The sequence below is a fragment of the Ohtaekwangia sp. genome (assembly GCF_036786105.1).
Taxonomy (GTDB): domain Bacteria; phylum Bacteroidota; class Bacteroidia; order Cytophagales; family Cyclobacteriaceae; genus Ohtaekwangia.
On the sequence record NZ_DAIQRQ010000003.1, the window covers coordinates 148,171 to 165,511 of the forward strand.

The window sequence follows — 17,341 nt, forward strand, 5'->3', positions numbered from 1 at the left end:
ATTATGCCAGGTTGTGATACACAGCCTGCACATCGTCATCACTTTCCAGAACTTCCACGAGTTTCAGCACTTCATCCTGCTGTTCTTCGCTTAGTTCTTTGGTAGTGGTGGGAATGTAATGAAGCTCTGAGCTTTTTGCATCCAGGTTCCTGGATTCGAGGAATTTCAGCATGTGCCCGAACTCTGTGAACTTGGTATAGATCACCACCTCGTCTTCATTGCGTTCGATATCTTCTGCACCTGCATCGATCAGATCAAGTTCCAGTTCATCGAGGTTGATCTTGGCCGGATCAAACTTGAAAACGCCTTTGCGGTCGAACATAAAAGCAACCGAGCCGGAGTTACCCATACTTCCACCGTTTTTAGAGAAATGGAGGCGTACGTTGGCTACCGTGCGGGTAGGGTTATCGGTAGCGCACTCTACCATCAAGGGTACACCGTGTGGTGCATAGCCTTCGTAAGTAACTTCCTGAAAATCTTTTTCTTCCTTGGAAGAAGCGCGTTTTATAGCCGCTTCAACCTTGTCTTTAGGCATGTTTACACCCTTGGCGTTTTGTATAGCCAGGCGAAGCTTGGGATTGTTTTCGGGGCTGGGGCCACCTTGTTTTACAGCAATGGCTATGTCTTTACCAATTCGTGTAAATGCTTTGGCCATCCGGTCAAAGCGTGCAAACATCTTGTGCTTTCGTTTTTCAAAAATGCGCCCCATGGTCGTTTCTGTTTTAAGGGTGGCAAAATTATATCAGTTCCGCAATTAGTCAAATCGTCAGGCCAGTAATTGCAGAGAATGTGTTTGAGCATCAGGATGCTGTGGCACGTTTGGCCTTTTCCCACACTACCGATTGCTTTCCGCGCAGGTAACGGTTCAGCCCAAAATATACCGACACATTCATCACCATAAAATAGTAGGGCACAAAGAATCCTTTAATGGCAATCTTCTTGTCGCGCAGCATGTAACCGGCAATAGCCAGCGCATAAAAGAATACCTGCAAGGCGAGCGTTACCTGGTAAAAGGGCAGGCCAGCCCAGGCCAGCCAGAGGTTGCTCAAAAAGATCAGCGGCAGAAAGAATGGAGCAAGCGTCCAGCGCAACACACGATGCGATATATACTGAAAGCTCAGTATGCCATAGCGGAATGGGTTTAATAAATAGGAGAGTCGCGCCATGGCCTGAAAGCCTCCGGCTGAGATTCTTACTTTCCGTTTCCATTCTTCACCTACCGAAGCCGAAGCCGTTTCAATGGCGTACGCTTCAGGCTCATAGGCAAAACGATAACCTTTGGCGGCCACACGCAATGACAGGTAAAAGTCTTCAATGATCATATCCAGAGAGGGCTCTTCATATAAAGCGGTTCGCATGGAGAACAGCTCACCGGCAGCGCCTACAATGGAGTATACTTCAGCATCTTTACGCTTCAGGAACGATTCATATTTCCAATACATTCCTTCGCCTGATCCGGATGCGTTATCTTTATCTTTACTGAAAATTCTTTTTTCTCCTGATACACCACCCACCGTTTCGTCCACGTAGTGGCGCACGATCTTGCGTATAGCCTTTTCGTTCAAATCAGTGTTGGCATCGCAGAAGATCACAATGGGGGTCTTTACCAACTTCATCACCCGGTTCACCGCGTGAATCTTTCCTCTTCGTTCGTTGGAATGAAATAATTGTATCGCAGGAAATTCTTTGATGATTTCCGGAGTCGCGTCAGTTGAGCCATCCGTTACAAAAAATAATTCCAGTTTTTCTTTCGGGTAGTCAAGCGCGAGTGTGTTGGCGATTTTATTCCGTATGATATCGGCTTCATTATAAGCGGCTACGAGCAGGGTTACCGCTGGCAATTGGTCATTTTGCGGTATGTCTACAACGTTTGTTCGGCGGGTTGCCTTCGAAAAAATATAAATTATTATGCCATACCCTACATAAGTATACCCGACTACAAGTATGCCGATCCAAAAGATACCCGAAATGATGCTAAACATTGTTTTTGAGTAGTTAAACCACGAAACTACGAGTTACAATTAAAATTCAGAGAGGATAGAAGTATTATTAATTTAATTATTTTTGCAGGTCTACAGTTGGAATATGCGTTTTTTGCGCCAAATATTACTTTGTGCATTAGTATTATCGGGTGGGTATACGTTTGCCCAGGTACCCGTTACGTTGCCTGACGCGGCCACGACTGATGAAGATGTGCCTGTCGATATTAATATATTGGCAAACGATGTTGATTTGCTCGGGTTCAACGCAGCTACCATCGACCTTGATCAGACAGCCGATGGGATTCAATCTACCTATACTATCTCGGGCAGTGGTACTTTTACTGCCAACACGTCTACCGGTGTAGTGACCTTTACTCCCGATGCAAATTTTAATGGTGACGTTACGAATTCTTATACTGTACAAAACACACTGGGGGTTACCTCACTGGCAACGCTCATCACGGTTACGGTCGATGCGGTGAATGATGCACCGGTTGCCGCCAATGATGCCTCCAGTACAACGGAAGATACGCCCGTTTCTTTTTCAATCACCAACAATGATACTGATGTAGACGGAACAATCAATGCTGCTACGGTTGATCTTGACCCCACGACAAACGGAAGACAAAATTCAACTGCCGTTACCGGTGGAACGTTGTCAGTTGATAATAGTGGTACTGTAACCTTTACACCGACTTCAAATTTTTCAGGCACAGCATCGGGCAGCTATGTAGTAAATGACAACAACGGCGCTGCATCAAACATTGCTACAATAACCATAACGGTATCCGCTGTAAACGATCTCCCGGTAGCGAACAATGATGAAGTGACTACTCCTGAAGATACACCGACCAGCGTGAGTGTACTCTCCAATGATACCGATGCAGATGGCACGGTTGATCCGGCCACGGTGGATCTCGATGTAACCACTGCCAATATTCAATCAACCAAAACAACGGGCGCTGGCGATTGGAGTGTGAATGCTTCCGGTGTAGTATCCTTTACACCAAAGTTGAATTTTAACGGCGATGCAACATTGCCTTATACGGTGAATGACAATGCAGGCGGAACTTCCAATCAGGCAACAATCACCATCCACGTAACATCGGTAAACGATCTGCCGGTTGCCAATAATGATAGCGGGTCAACACCGGAAGAAACGGCTGTGGTGATTAGCCTTGTATCAAATGATACGGATGTTGATGGTACCATAAACGCTGCTACGGTTGACCTTGATCCGGGTACTGTTGGCATTCAAAATTCCAATGCCAATGGAGGCGGCACTTGGGTGGTGAGTTCTACCGGGCTCCTGGCCTTTACGCCAGCCACTAACTTTAATGGCAATGCTACACTTACCTATACAGTGAATGATAATAGCGGAGGCACATCCAACATTGCTACCATCACTATAAACGTAACACCGGTAAACGATGCTCCGGTTGCCAATGGCGATAATGCCAGCACCAATGAAGAAACTGCGGTGACGTTCAATGTTACAAACAATGATACTGATATAGACGGATCGATTAATGTTGCTACCGTAGATCTCGATGTAGCCGCTGCCAATATTCAAACAACAAAAACAACAGGGGCGGGGGTATGGAGTGTCAATACTTCGGGGGATGTGACCTTTACCCCGGCGGTAAACTTCTCGGGATCCGCTACACTTCCGTATACCGTGAACGATGATGCCGGCGCTACATCAAACCAGGCTACGATCTCTGTAACCGTGGCTGATCAGAACGATGCACCCGTAGCCAACAACGATTCAGGATCAACTCCGGAGGAAACGGCGGTTACCATCAACGTTCTGACAAATGATACGGATATAGATGGTACCATTGCCGCGAATACAGTCGATTTGAATACGACTTCGGCTGGTATACAAACTTCCATTACCAATGGCAACGGAAGCTGGTCGGTAAACGCATCGGGCGTGGTAACCTTTACGCCAGCCACCGATTATAACGGTACGGCTACACTGCAATATACCGTAAATGATAACGATGGCGCTACTTCCAATGCTGCTACAATCTCCATTAACGTAACGCCTGTGAACGATGCGCCGGTAGCCAACAACGATGCTATTACAACGGATGAAGACACCCCGGTTACCATCAACGTAACTACAAATGATACGGATGTAGATGGAACGATCAATGTCGCCACGGTCGATTTGAACACTGCGAACGGAGGCATTCAAAGTACCATGTCTAATGAATTTGGTTCATGGAGTGTAAATGCTTCCGGTGCTGTGTTATTCACACCAAAAGCTAATTTCAGCGGTGCCGCATCGCTTACCTATCGCGTGAATGATAATAGTGGGGCGACTTCCAACATCGCTACTATTTCTGTTACCGTAACAGCTGAAAATGATGCACCGGTCGCTGTGAATGATGCTGTTACTACCAATGAAGATACACCGGCAACGCTGAACGTGGTGAATAACGATACGGATGTAGATGGTTCTATCGCTGTAAACACCGTTGACCTTGATCCGGCCACTGCCGGTATACAAACAACCTTCAGCGTAAGCGGAGGCTCTTTATCCGTCAACGCTTCGGGGGTGATCACGTTTACACCCACCGTTAACTTCTACGGAACAGTAACAACAACCTATACCGTCAATGACAATGTTGGTGCTACTTCCAATGCTGCAACCATTACTATTACGGTAACATCGGTGAACGATGCACCCATTGCCAACAATGATCTTACTACCGGCGATGAAAATCAAACGGTAATGCTGAACGTAGTAGCCAACGACCTGGATGTGGATGGCACCGTGAATGCTGCTACAGTAGATCTGAATCCGGCAGCATCCGGCACACAAACTACTATTACAGTAGCGGCCGGTACATTTACGGTAAACTCAACGGGCGATGTTACCTATACACCTGCACTGAATTTTAATGGAACAGCGTCTGTTACCTACACGGTAAAAGATAACAACGGTGCCACCTCCAATCAGGCCACTGTTAGTGTACTGGTTAATTCAGTAAACAGTCTTCCCGTAGCGAATAACGATGCCATCACGATCAACGAAGATGCAGTTGCCACGCTCAATATAGTATCGAATGATACTGACCCGGATGGAACAATCAACGCAGCCACAGTGGATTTGAATACATCCTCTGCCGGCATTCAAAATTCGATAACTACCGCACAGGGAACTTTCTCTGTAAATGGTTCGGGGATATTAACCTTTACACCTGTATTGAATTACAATGGTACAGCCAGCATTACCTATACGGTGAATGACAATATAGGGGCGACTTCCAACCAGGCTACTGTTACGATCACGATTAATAGCGTGAACGATGCACCGGTCGCCAATAACGATGCGGGCAGTACATCCGATGGTGTGGCACTCTCGGTAAATGTAGTAAGTAATGATACTGATGTGGATGGCACGATTGATCCTGCTACAGTAGACCTCGATCCTGCTACGGGTGGTATACAGAATTCGCGTACTACCGCGGCTGGTACATGGACTGTAAATGCTTCAGGTATTGTAACGTTTACTTCCGTTGTAAACTTTAATGGTACGGCCACGCTTACGTATCGCGTGAACGACAACGGCGGAGCCACTTCCAACGCTGCTACGATTTCAATTACGGTAACGGCAGTTAATGATCCGCCGGTGGCTAATAACGATGTCGGCACGACAAACGAAGATTCTCCGTTAAGTATCAACGTTATCACCAACGATACAGATCCGGACGGAACGATAAACGGTGCTACGATTGACCTCAACCCATCAGCAGCCGGCATTCAGAATACCATAACCACCGCAGCGGGTACATTTACCGCCAGTACGGCTACTCCGGGTGTAGTAGTATTTACTCCTGTGCTGAACTACAACGGCACGGCTACCGCCTCGTATACTGTAAACGACAATGGTGGACTTACTTCAAATGAAGCTACGATTACTATTACTGTATCACCCGTGAATGACGCACCGGTAGCCGTAAATGATGCCGTGACTACACCAGAAGATACCAGCATAAAATTTGACGTAACTGCCAACGATACTGATGTTGACGGAACAATAAACGATGCTACTATTGATCTCAACACCGCCACAGGCGGCATACAGAATACCAACACCGTAACCGGCGGAACCTTTACCGCCAACGCAGCGGGAGAGGTAACTTTTACACCGGCAGCCGATTTTTTTGGCACATCAACTGTGAGCTATCGCGTAAATGATAACACAGGCGCTACCTCTAATACCGCTGCCATCACCGTTACCGTAACGCCTGTTAACGATCCTCCGGTGTTTGATGCGATACTTCCCAATCCGCAGCGTGTACTTCGCAACGGAGCACAAAAGACCATTACCATTACCGGTATATCTCCTGGTCCGGGCGAGTCAGAACAATTGCTGCTCTCGGCTACCTCGGGTAACACTACGCTAATTCCCAATCCAACCATAACGTATAATGGAACGGCTGCTACAGCGACTTTAAAATATCAGCCGGCTGCCAATCAATCAGGCTCTACCGACATTGTAGTGAAAGTGGTAGATACCGGCCTCAATGAATTTTCGCGCACGTTTACGGTGGATGTGGTGGATGTTCGTTTTACCTCTACACCGGTTACAGTAGCTGTTGAATCAGAGCTCTACGAATACGCCATTACCATGACGGATGTGGTCGATAATCTGACCATTGCCGCTGCACAGAAACCTGCATGGGCAACGCTTACCTCCACCGGCAAGAACCAGGCGAAGCTGAGCGGAACACCGCCTGCCAATGCACCCGCCAGCAGCATTGTGCGCCTGCAGATAAAAGACGGTGCCACCATACTGGATGAGCAGCAATATACCCTGGTTGTAAATCACCGCCCGGTGATCAGTTCGTTTGCCATTGCTATAAATGAAGATATAGCCACGGCGCTTCAAGCGCAGAGCTTTACCAACGCCTATACCGATGCAGATGGAAACCCGCTTACCGAGATTCAATTTACAAAACTACCCGGGCACGGAAATTTAGTAGTAAATGCAACACCGCTTACTGTGAACGCGAAGGTTCCTCTTACATCTATAGCCAATGTGATATACCAGCCTGCCGGGAACTACGATGGGTATGATACTATTTACTGGCTCGCAAGCGATGGCATGAGCTATAGTGCCGCCAGCGCATCCATAAATTATACCATTAACCCGGTAAACGATCCGCCGGAGATCACATTCCTGGAATCAGATTCTCTGAAGTATGAATTGGGCAGCGAAGACCCCGTGACCATGACTGCGCTGTTCAACGCTATTGATGTAGATTCCGACAGTCTCACCGGTGCCGAGCTGCGGTTCCGCACCGAGAATTTTGAAACTGAACACGACCGGCTTCTGTTTACACCCACGGCTACTATTACCGGCACCTATAATGAACTGACAGGCGAGCTGCTGCTTTCCGGAAAAGCACCCGTACAGGAATATATACAGGCCGTGCGCAGCATACAATATAACTATATCGATCTTACCGATATACAATTGAAGACCAAACGCCTCAGTATAGCGTTGAACGATGGCGAGAGTCTGAGCACGGTTAAGGATCGCTACATCCAGTTAATCTATACGTTTGAAGGCATCGATATACCCAACGCCTTTACGCCCAACGGCGATGCATACAACGATGTGTGGGTGATCACGTCTTCCAAGAAAGCAGACTCGGGTGTAGATCAGTATAAATCGGCTGAGATCCGTATTTATACCAAGCGCGGTAAATTGGTATTTGAAGACATCGGTTTTCGAAAGCCATGGGATGGTATGTTGAATGGTGAACTGTTGCCACCGGATACCTATTACTATACCATTAATCTGAACTATAACAAGATAACCTATAAAGGCATTGTAACTATTTTACGGTGAGCGATTGTTCATGAAGATACTTTACATTATAACGTTATTGTTAATAGCTGTACTGCAGCAGGTGCATGGTCAGTATATACCCAACAGCGGTCAGGGTTTTCAGTTTGCGTCGGCATACAACGCTGCATTTGTGGGTGTGGATGAATTTACCGATGTGCGTTTCGGTTATCGCTACCAGATGGCTGGCTATGGATCGAACTCGCCTCAGTTTGTAAACCTTGCTGCCAATTTCAGATTAAAGCAACCCGTTGATCTTACTACCAATGCACTTCGCCCTGCCAATGCAAGTTCACTTTCCAATCTTGTTCCCAAACGCAAGCGCATCATTCACGGGCTGGGCGTTACTGTTTTCAGTGAAAAGGTTGGTCTTATCAAGCGCCTGGGCGGAGGGTTGTCGTACGCATTTAATTATCCTGTATCGCGCAAGTTCAGGCTGGCTGCGGGTGTCACAGCATTCCTGGAAAATACACAGCTTGACATGAGCGGCATTTATCTCGGCGAAAGCCCTGATCCTGATCCGTACTACAATCAGCTCATGAAGGGCAGTACTAAACATTCGGAGTTTAGTCTTCGCGGTGGTCTGTTACTCTATAGCAAAGGGTTCTACCTCGGTGTATCGTACTTCCCGATCATGAATACGGTTATTCAAAATTCGGATGTAAACTTTAGCCAGACCAATAAATTTTATCAGGGATCAGTGCTCACAGGCTTTGCATTGCCGGTAAGTGCAGACCTCATGCTCAAGCCCAGTGTGCTCGCGGTAGTACAATCCGATCATAAAGTATTGTTGGATTATAGTGTAAAAGGTTATTTAAAATCGAAAGCATGGTTTGGTGCAACCTACCGGGATATACAGGCGCTGGTATTTTTATTGGGATTTGATTTTACCAAAACGTTTGCCGTAAGCTATTCATACGAAATGTCGGTAGGAGGGCTGAGTAAATTCAATGATGGAAGTCACGATCTGGTACTGGGCTTACGGTTCAATAACTTTAAAGGACAGCGGGCATACACATGGTAAAGTATAGTACAGGTATATTTTTGATGATGCTTGCCTCGTTTGCATGGGGACAATCGCAGAACCTGGAATTTGGTGATGCGAAGAAGCTTTCGGCAAACATTAATTCAACGGCAGAGGAGCTCATGCCGCTCTTATCACGGGACGGGTACACGCTGTTTTTTGCCCGCTCGCTATCGCCTTCAAACACAGGTGGTCAATATGCCGGTTCGGATGTATGGGCCAGCCGGTATGATGCCACATCATTGGAGTGGGGCAAGGCTGATAACAGTAAGTTCACTATGAACACTGCCGATAACGATGTAGTGATCGGCATCAACAATACCGGCGATATACTATATCTGTTAAATACAGCCGCATCCAAAAGAACAAAAGGCATTTACGTGGCGAAGAAAACCGGCAATAACTGGGGCAGCACAGAATTGATACCGGTAGAAGATATTAACTCGCAACAGTTCCTCGGTATTTTTGTTTCGCCCGATCAGGACGTGATGTTCATCTCGATGAAAGGTGACGACAGTCTGGGAGAAGAAGATTTATATGTGAGCACGAAGAATAGCGCGGGTGCGTGGTCGAAACCGAAGAATCTCGGGCCGAACATCAACACCACCGGTTTTGAAATTGCGCCGTATTTGTCGCAGGATAAACGCAAGCTGTATTTTTCAAGCAACGGACATGGCGGATCGGGCGATGCCGATATCCTGGTGTGCGACCGGCTGTATGATTCATGGGAGACGTGGTCGGTGCCGCACAACCTCGGTGAAAAAGTAAACTCCAGGAACTTCGATGCATATTTCTCGACCTATGGCGATAGTGTCGCATTTTTTTCCAGTAACCGTGGTGGCAACGCAGATATTTATAGTGTGAAGATGGTGAAACCGGCTGTGCAGGAATTGGTAACAGATACCCGTAATTATTTGACAGAAGCAGAGATCAATGCAAAAGCAGGTAAAGCAATCCGGACGTATACATTCGAACCAAATTCAGCTTTGCTCTCGGAAAAACAAGTGCAGCAACTGATGCAACTGGCTGCTGCTTTTGCTCCTTACAACAATATTAAAGTTCACCTGGTGGCTCACAAGCCGGCAGCAGCAGCATCGCTTGAAATTTACCAGAAAAGATTGCTGGTGATATTGAATCAACTGAAAAGAGGAGGGATCGTGGGGTCCCGTATAACCTTTGGTGTAGAACGCAGTAATGCTACATCGATTTCGGCTGACGAACAGGTAGATATTCTTTTTTACAAATAACGGAATATGATATTTACCGTATTTAATTTAGTAATTTTGATGTAACCCTGTACCGATGGATTTCTATCTTATTTTAAAGACTCTTCAGCGCAGACTTTGGGTGTTAATTGTTTTCCCGATCATCGCCGTAATATGTGCTGTTATTCTCGTGCTGCGTATGGATAAGGTTTACTCCTCCTATGCTCATCTGGCTACGGGCTTCACAGCAGATGATGCGGTAAAACTGAATGATGAGTCTTCCAATTCCTATGAAACAAACACACGTTTCACCAACGTGATCGAGTCGATGAACTCACTTCCTGTGTTGAGCCTGGTTTCATACAAACTGATGTTGCACGACCTGGAAAGCGATATGCCTTACCGCGGGCTTACCGACAAACAAAAAGAGGAACTCAACTTTACACTTACACCTTCCTTTCTCAATAAAGCCAAAGAAATACTCAAGGCGCGTGCTGCAGAGATCAAACCGCTGAATACATCCGATCCTATGGATTATAATTTGTTTGATCTGTTGAAAGCGTATGAGTACGACTATGAGTCGCTGTCTGAAAAATTCACGATCAAGCGTTTAACTACTTCTGATTTTATTTCGGTTGATTTCAGTTCTGAAAATCCTTTCTTGTCGGCAGATGCAGTGAATGCACTGTGCGCGGAGTTTATCCGCTATAACAAAGTGCTGAAAGGTGACCGCTCTTCCGAATCACTTGAATTTCTTGAAAGCGTTGTACGCGACAAGAAGCGTATCCTGGATGAGAAGGAAGCGTTGCTGAACGATTACAAGGTAAACAATAACGTTTTCAACTACGGTGCCGAGAGCGAAAGTAAAATCTCGCAGATCACGGAATATGAACTGAACAAGGAACATGAAGAAAAGAATGTGAATGCTCTTCGCCTGGAAAAAGCAACACTGGAAAATAAACTGCAGAACACTACCCAGCTCAATCAGCAGGAAGTGGTTCAGATCAACCAGCGCATCATTGATCTGCGCAGGCGCATCAGCGAGATTACCAACACAGGCACCGAGCAGGAGCGTGCCACACTCGGTAAACTGCGCGATGAATTACAACTCGAGATCAGCCGCCTGGATTTCCTGAACGAAGCAAAAGACAAAGACGAATCGGCTGATCTGAAAACACAATACGAAGATGTAAAACTGAAACTGCAGATTGCCGAAGCAAACCTGCGGGCAGCAGATCAATCGCTGCGCAGACTGAAATACGATGTGTCAGGCTTTGCAACCAAAGAAGCGAAGATATCGGAACTTCAACGCGATGTGCAGGTAGCCTCTGAAGAATACCTCGATGCTCAGGACAAATATAGTGCTGCCAAGAATAAAGCACTGGTGGTAGGAAGCTCCATCCGTCAGATACTGGAAGCACAGCCAGCGCGCGAACCGGAACCATCCAAAGGCATTCTCATTGTAGCGCTGGCCGGTATAGGAAGCTTTATATTCTGCGTAACCGTATTGTTGCTCATTGAATTTGCCGACATGACTATTCGTATACCCGTGCGCCTCGAACGACTCACCGGTCTTACTACGATAGGCTCATTGAATCTTATCAAGATCAAAGGATTTGATCTGCGTAAAACATTTAACTCCAAAGCTACCGATAAAGAATCGGGAACCTTTGTACACTTCCTGCGCAAGCTTCGTTATGAAGTGCAGAAATCGGATGGAAAAGTTTTCCTCGTATCCAGCACGCAGCCGCAGGTTGGTAAATCGTTCATGATTATTTGCCTCTCGTATACGCTGAGTCTGGTGAATAAGAAAGTGCTGATCATCGATACGAATTTCAAACGCAACTCGCTTACCAAACTGTTGTTGCCGATAACAGACAACCGCAGACTGTTAAAGCGCGGTGTAGATGACAAAACATTGTTGCTGAATGGTAAAGATGCCGAAGAAGAAATGCCGGAAGACAATCACAACATTATATACAAAACCGAATTTAAAGGCGTTGATATTATAGGAAATATAGGCGGAACCGATTCACCTTCGGAGATTCTTGCCGGACGCGACTTCAAAGAGATGATCGCGAACCTGTCGTTGCAATACGACTATATATTTCTGGAGGGACCGTCTATCAACGAGTATTCTGATTCGAAAGAGCTGATCGACTATGTAGACAAAGTCATTGCTGTGTTCGATGCCAACACGAATCTTAATCACCTCGATAAAGAGTCAATCAATTACCTCAAATCGATAAAAGATAAATTGCTGGGCTCTGTATTGAATAAGGTTCAACTCAAAGATCTATCAGTTTAGTTACCGGCTAGATAACTATGGGCAAAAACTCGTATTGGCTTAAGTCTGGTTTTTACTCCATGGGTTACCGGCTATCGGTGCTGATCTTTGGCTTCGGTAGTTTCTATTTCCTTATCCGGTATTTCTCACAGGCGGAGTTTGGTGCATGGGCATTGTTTATCAGCATTACCACCATCATTGAAATGTCGCGGAACGGATTGATCCAGAATGCTGTGATCAAACTGATCCACACCAGCGATCCGGATGACGAAGGCAAAATCGTGCTCGCTTCGTTCAGCATAAACATTATATACTCGGCTGTTATTTATGCGTTGCTCGCCGGCTTCTCCGGTGTGCTCAGCAACATGTTTCATATACCCGACATCGGCACTATGTTCGTATACTACGGTGTTACAATCTTCTTTCTGATACCGTTCTCGCAGTTCAACTATATTCAACAGGCCAAGTTCAGCTTTAGCGGTATATTCTGGAGCACGGTATTGCGCCAGGGAAGTTTCTTTATAGCGGTATTGATCATTTGCTTGTTGAAAATAGAGATTTCGCTGATCGACCTCGTGTTGGTGCAGTCCGCCTGCACGCTGGTGGGGCTTATCTGTGCTTACTTCTGTGCGCGCCGGTTCATTCATATTTCCTATGTGTTGGATGGTGCCATTGTAAAGAAAGTACTGGGCTTTGGAAAGTATGTGATGGGCACCAATATATGTTCGCTCGTATTCAAAACAGTAGATCAATTTTCGGTAGGGTATTTTCTCAGTCCCAACATTGTAGCGTTGTATAACTCTGCCATACGCGTATCCAACCTTATAGAATACCCCAGCACTTCAGTAGCCGAAGTAGTATATCCGCAGAGCGCGTTCCGTACCAGTTCCCAAGGCGATGGTGCAGCCAAGTTACTCTACGAAAAATCCGTAGGCCTTACCCTGGCGCTCACACTGCCTGTGGTGATTGGAACGTTAGTGTTTGCCGATCTGATCATTTATGTTATAGCAGGTCCATCATATCATGAAGCAGCAACCATTCTGCGCATTACCATTCTGTATGGAATATTTACTCCCTTCAACCGGCAGTTCGGTACTGTGATGGATTCATCCGGAAGGCCGCAGCTCAACTTTGCGCTCATGCTGGCCAGCGTGTTTATAAACATTGCCAGCAACTATATATTTATACAACAGTTCGGTATGATAGGAGCGGCCTATGGCACACTGCTCTCGTATGTTATTGTTTTTCTGGTTGGCAACACCATGCTTACGCGCATCTTCGGCATTGAGATGCAGCAGATATTCCATTACATGTTTCATTACTACGGCGTGGCATTTCAGTTCATTCAGAAGAAATTAAAAACCAGGTTACAGGGATGAGAGAAGAAACCGATATCGTTATGCTGGCACTGGCGCGTTGGGATGGTCCGTATGCATCCACGGCATTTTCGTTGGCGAAAGAGCTCTCCCGCAAGAACCGCGTCTTTTATATCGACAATCCCTTTACCCTGAAAGATGTAGCGGTTAATCTGCATCATCACCAGATACAGTCGCGCATTACACCGCTGCTTACCGGCCGTCATGTTGGGCGACAGATCTATACTGATAATGCAAACCTGATCAACATACGCCCCAAGGCGGTGATCCCTATCAACTTTTTTCCGTATGGTAAATTATATAGTTACCTCTCAAAGGTAAACAACCATGTAGTAAACCAGGCACTGCGCAGGACGATAAAAGAGTATGGAATAGAACGATTTATCTTCATTAACTCGTTCAATCCTTTTTACCTGCAGGATGTAAAAGAATTCAATCCTGAGCTTACGGTATATCATTGCGTGGATAATATAGCCGAGTCGAAATATATAGGCAAGCATGGCAAATCTCTGGAAGAAGATGCCATGCGTCAGTATGATGTTACCATCACTACTTCGAAGAAACTATACGAGATGGCTTCGCAGTATACCCGGAATGTTTTCTGCCTGCCGAATGCAGCCGATTTCAATCACTTTCAAAAAGCGATATACGAGCCGTTTTTGCGGCCAAATGAGCTTGACGGACTGGAGTCTAAGAAAATAATTGGCTATATTGGTCATGTAGATTTCAGGATAGATTACGAATTACTGAACAAGCTCACCCGCGCGCACGCTGATAAGATTATCCTGATAGTAGGGCCGGAGCATGAGGCTGACAAGGAAAAACTGGAACGGTTGCCCAATGTTATCTCTACAGGGAAAAAGCCTTTTGAAGAACTGCCGGCATACTTGAAATTTATAGACTGTGCGATCATTCCGTTTTTACGGAACAACCTGACAGCAAGTATCTATCCGCTAAAACTGAATGAATACCTGGCGGCAGGAAAGCCCATTGTTACTACAGGCTTTTCGCCAGACCTGGAAGATTTTGGAAATACCATACGAATTGAAAACTCACCCGATGGTTTTATTCGCGGTGTGCAGGAAGAGATTCTAACCGACTCTGCCCAGAAGAAAGAACAACGCATGCAGGTGGCAGCCCACAACACGTGGACGGCAAGAGTAGAATCTTTCTGGGAAATGGTTTCACCTTATTTGAAAAACGGACAACCTGTATATGGCTAAATATAAAATTCCATTTCATCATCAGGCCATGGAGTGGGTGCTTATCGCCATGAGCATTGCCGTATGTGCAATTTTCTTTTTCATGATAGTATTTTAAACGTGCAGGAGAAGAAAGACTATATATTGGATTTTACGGCAGACCAGCCCGAGGATGGCAAGAGTATATTTTCTCTTTCCGGCCCTGGTAAAGGTAAGAGTCTGCTGCGATCGCCTCTGCTTTATATTGTGCTGCTGTTTACCTCTGTGGGAATGGCGTTTGCCTTTTCGTGGTTCGGACCGGTATTCGGCTTTATCTGTATCGGGCTTATAGTAGGTATACCGGCCGTGCTCTACTCGGTGGTAAACCTGAAATTCGGCATTGTTGTACTTTTCATCATCTCATTTTTCCTGCAGGGATTCAACCGCTTTGCCGCAGGTATACCGTTGGGTATTGTACTTGATGTGTTCCTGGTAATTATGCTCATCGGGCTGCTGGTGCGAAAATGGCAGGCTGGCGATTATACATTAGCCAGCAATCCCATCAGCATTGTAGTGTGGGCATGGATTATCTTCAACGTACTGGAGTTCTTCAACCCGATTGCCAATACACAAGCCTGGATCTTTGTGATTCGCGGTATAGCCATCCTTATGATCTTCTACTTCATTATTCTGTATGCTATAGATGGTGTAGGCTTCTTCAAAGTGCTGATCAATATATGGATTGTATTATCACTGATTGGCGGACTCTACGGCCTGTTCCAGGAATTTCACGGGATGATGCCGTTTGAAAAAGCCTGGGTAGCAGCGGATGACTTCCGGTATAAATTGATCTTCAACTGGGGCCGCTATCGTATCTTCTCGTTCTTTAACGATCCTACGGTATATGGTGTACTGATGTCGTTCTCGGCATTGTTCTGTATCACACTACTCACCGGGCCGTTTAAGTTTCTTTACAAGGTATTTCTGGCCTTCAGTGCTGCGGTTATGGGCCTTGCCATGATCTATGCCGGAACGCGCACGGCGTATGCCATGCTGCCGGCCGGATTTATATTCTATGCATTACTCACATTCCAGACACGAACGCTGGCCTTTGCAGCGTTTGGATTAGCGGTGGGAGCGTTCGTTATATTTTCAGGTATACGAAGCCTCGGACCTTTTCTGAGCACAAACAGCCTGGAGCGTATACGTTCTGCATTCAAGCCGAGTGAAGACCCATCGTTCCAGGTACGCGAGCGAAGCCAGGCATTCATCAAGCCTTTTATTCAGTCGCATCCGTTTGGGGCTGGGCTGGGCAGTATCGGTATATGGGGGCAACGTTTTTCGCCCGGATCGATGCTGGCCGATTTTGCTCCCGACAGTGGTTATGTCCGGGTAGCGGTAGAGCTGGGTTGGGTTGGGCTGCTGTTGTATTGCGTGTTCTTTATTGTGATTTTGATAGTGGGTATACGAAATTATTACCGAACGCGATCGCCCGAGTTAAGAGCCTATATGGCTGCACTGGTGGCAGTAGTGTTTAGCCTGGTGATTGGTAATTATCCGCAGCAGGTATTGATACAGGTGCCCACTATATTGATCTTTTATGCCATCATGGCGATGCTGGTGCGTCTCCGTGAAATTGACGAAGCAACTTACAAAGAATAACCCATATGAAAATTTTTACAATCTTCCTCTTTACCTTTGCACCATTGGCAATGATTGCCCAGACGGTGGATTACAACAAAGTAATTATACCGGATCGGATTACAAATGTATCGTTTGATGAGCGCCTGGTGCAACTGGCCTGGCGAAACCACCCCTCTGTAAAAGTAGCACAGCAGAATGTTGAGATTGCTGAAACAGAACGCTCCATGGCCAAGTGGTCGTGGCTCGACAATATCTATGGCGTAGGAAACCTAAACGAATTTACAGTAGCGCCTGCATCGCACGAGCGCTCCATCTACTATCCGCGCTATAACTTTGGTGTACGTGTTTCCCTGGGAGATTTTGTGCAGATGCCAAAGAAAACCAAGCTGGCTACTTACCGCATGGTGAATGCCAACCACGTAGTGAATGGACAAAAGCTGTCTATACGCGAAGAAGTATTGCAAAGTGTAGAGCGTATGAAGGAGAATTACAAAATCATAAAGCTGCGCCAGTTTGTGAAGGAAGAATATTACCAGATGTATAAAGAAGCTGAGAAGAAATTCCAGACCAACGAAATTAACCTTGAGCGTTTAAGAGCTGCCTTGCAGGTATACTATAGCCGCTCGGAAGATCTGATTCAGGCACAATCAGAATTTAACCAGGAGAAACTGAATCTCGAAGGATTTACCGGTGTGCGTCTGGAAGAGATTGAAGGATATACCGAATTTTTGGCACGCCTTGATGAAGAGGCGAAGCAGGATTTTTAAGGGAGA

At 46.1% G+C, this 17,341-nt stretch carries 10 protein-coding genes; 8 read left to right on the forward strand and 2 right to left on the reverse strand.

Annotated elements, in window-relative coordinates:
- Position 1: 1 nt before the first annotated feature.
- Entirely contained in the window at positions 2 to 709 is a 708-nt protein-coding gene (locus tag V7Q33_RS02665) for a YebC/PmpR family DNA-binding transcriptional regulator (protein ID WP_331981026.1), read from the reverse strand.
- A gap of 91 nt (positions 710 to 800) precedes the next feature.
- Positions 801 to 1,982 (reverse strand): glycosyltransferase, encoded by a 1,182-nt coding sequence (locus V7Q33_RS02670; protein ID WP_331981024.1) that lies wholly within the window; start codon positions 1,980 to 1,982, stop codon positions 801 to 803.
- Between the two features lie 103 nt (positions 1,983 to 2,085).
- On the opposite strand from V7Q33_RS02670, the gene V7Q33_RS02675 reads away from it, so the two are divergent.
- From V7Q33_RS02675 to V7Q33_RS02710, 8 genes are all read left to right on the forward strand, one after another.
- A complete protein-coding gene (locus V7Q33_RS02675; RefSeq protein ID WP_333818811.1) occupies positions 2,086 to 7,854 on the forward strand; it encodes a tandem-95 repeat protein in 5,769 nt (1,922 codons plus the stop codon).
- Between the two features lie 10 nt (positions 7,855 to 7,864).
- Entirely contained in the window at positions 7,865 to 8,875 is a 1,011-nt protein-coding gene (locus tag V7Q33_RS02680) for a PorP/SprF family type IX secretion system membrane protein (RefSeq protein WP_333818813.1), read from the forward strand.
- Positions 8,869 to 10,122: a hypothetical protein gene (locus tag V7Q33_RS02685; protein ID WP_333818815.1), complete on the forward strand. Its 1,254-nt coding sequence runs from the start codon at positions 8,869 to 8,871 to the stop codon at positions 10,120 to 10,122. Before V7Q33_RS02680 ends, V7Q33_RS02685 begins: the two co-directional genes overlap by 7 nt.
- 55 nt (positions 10,123 to 10,177) lie before the next feature.
- A complete protein-coding gene (locus V7Q33_RS02690; RefSeq protein WP_333818816.1) occupies positions 10,178 to 12,388 on the forward strand; it encodes a GumC family protein in 2,211 nt (736 codons plus the stop codon).
- Positions 12,389 to 12,405: 17 nt separating this feature from the next.
- Positions 12,406 to 13,746, forward strand: a complete 1,341-nt coding sequence (locus V7Q33_RS02695; protein ID WP_331981014.1) for a flippase — start codon at positions 12,406 to 12,408, stop codon at positions 13,744 to 13,746.
- Complete coding sequence (locus tag V7Q33_RS02700) at positions 13,743 to 14,966, forward strand: glycosyltransferase (protein WP_333818817.1); 1,224 nt, start codon at positions 13,743 to 13,745, stop codon at positions 14,964 to 14,966. Before V7Q33_RS02695 ends, V7Q33_RS02700 begins: the two co-directional genes overlap by 4 nt.
- Before the next feature lie 63 nt (positions 14,967 to 15,029).
- A complete protein-coding gene (locus tag V7Q33_RS02705; protein WP_333818818.1) occupies positions 15,030 to 16,586 on the forward strand; it encodes an O-antigen ligase family protein in 1,557 nt (518 codons plus the stop codon).
- 5 nt (positions 16,587 to 16,591) lie between these two features.
- Entirely contained in the window at positions 16,592 to 17,335 is a 744-nt protein-coding gene (locus tag V7Q33_RS02710; protein WP_331981008.1) for a TolC family protein, read from the forward strand.
- Positions 17,336 to 17,341: the final 6 nt, after the last annotated feature.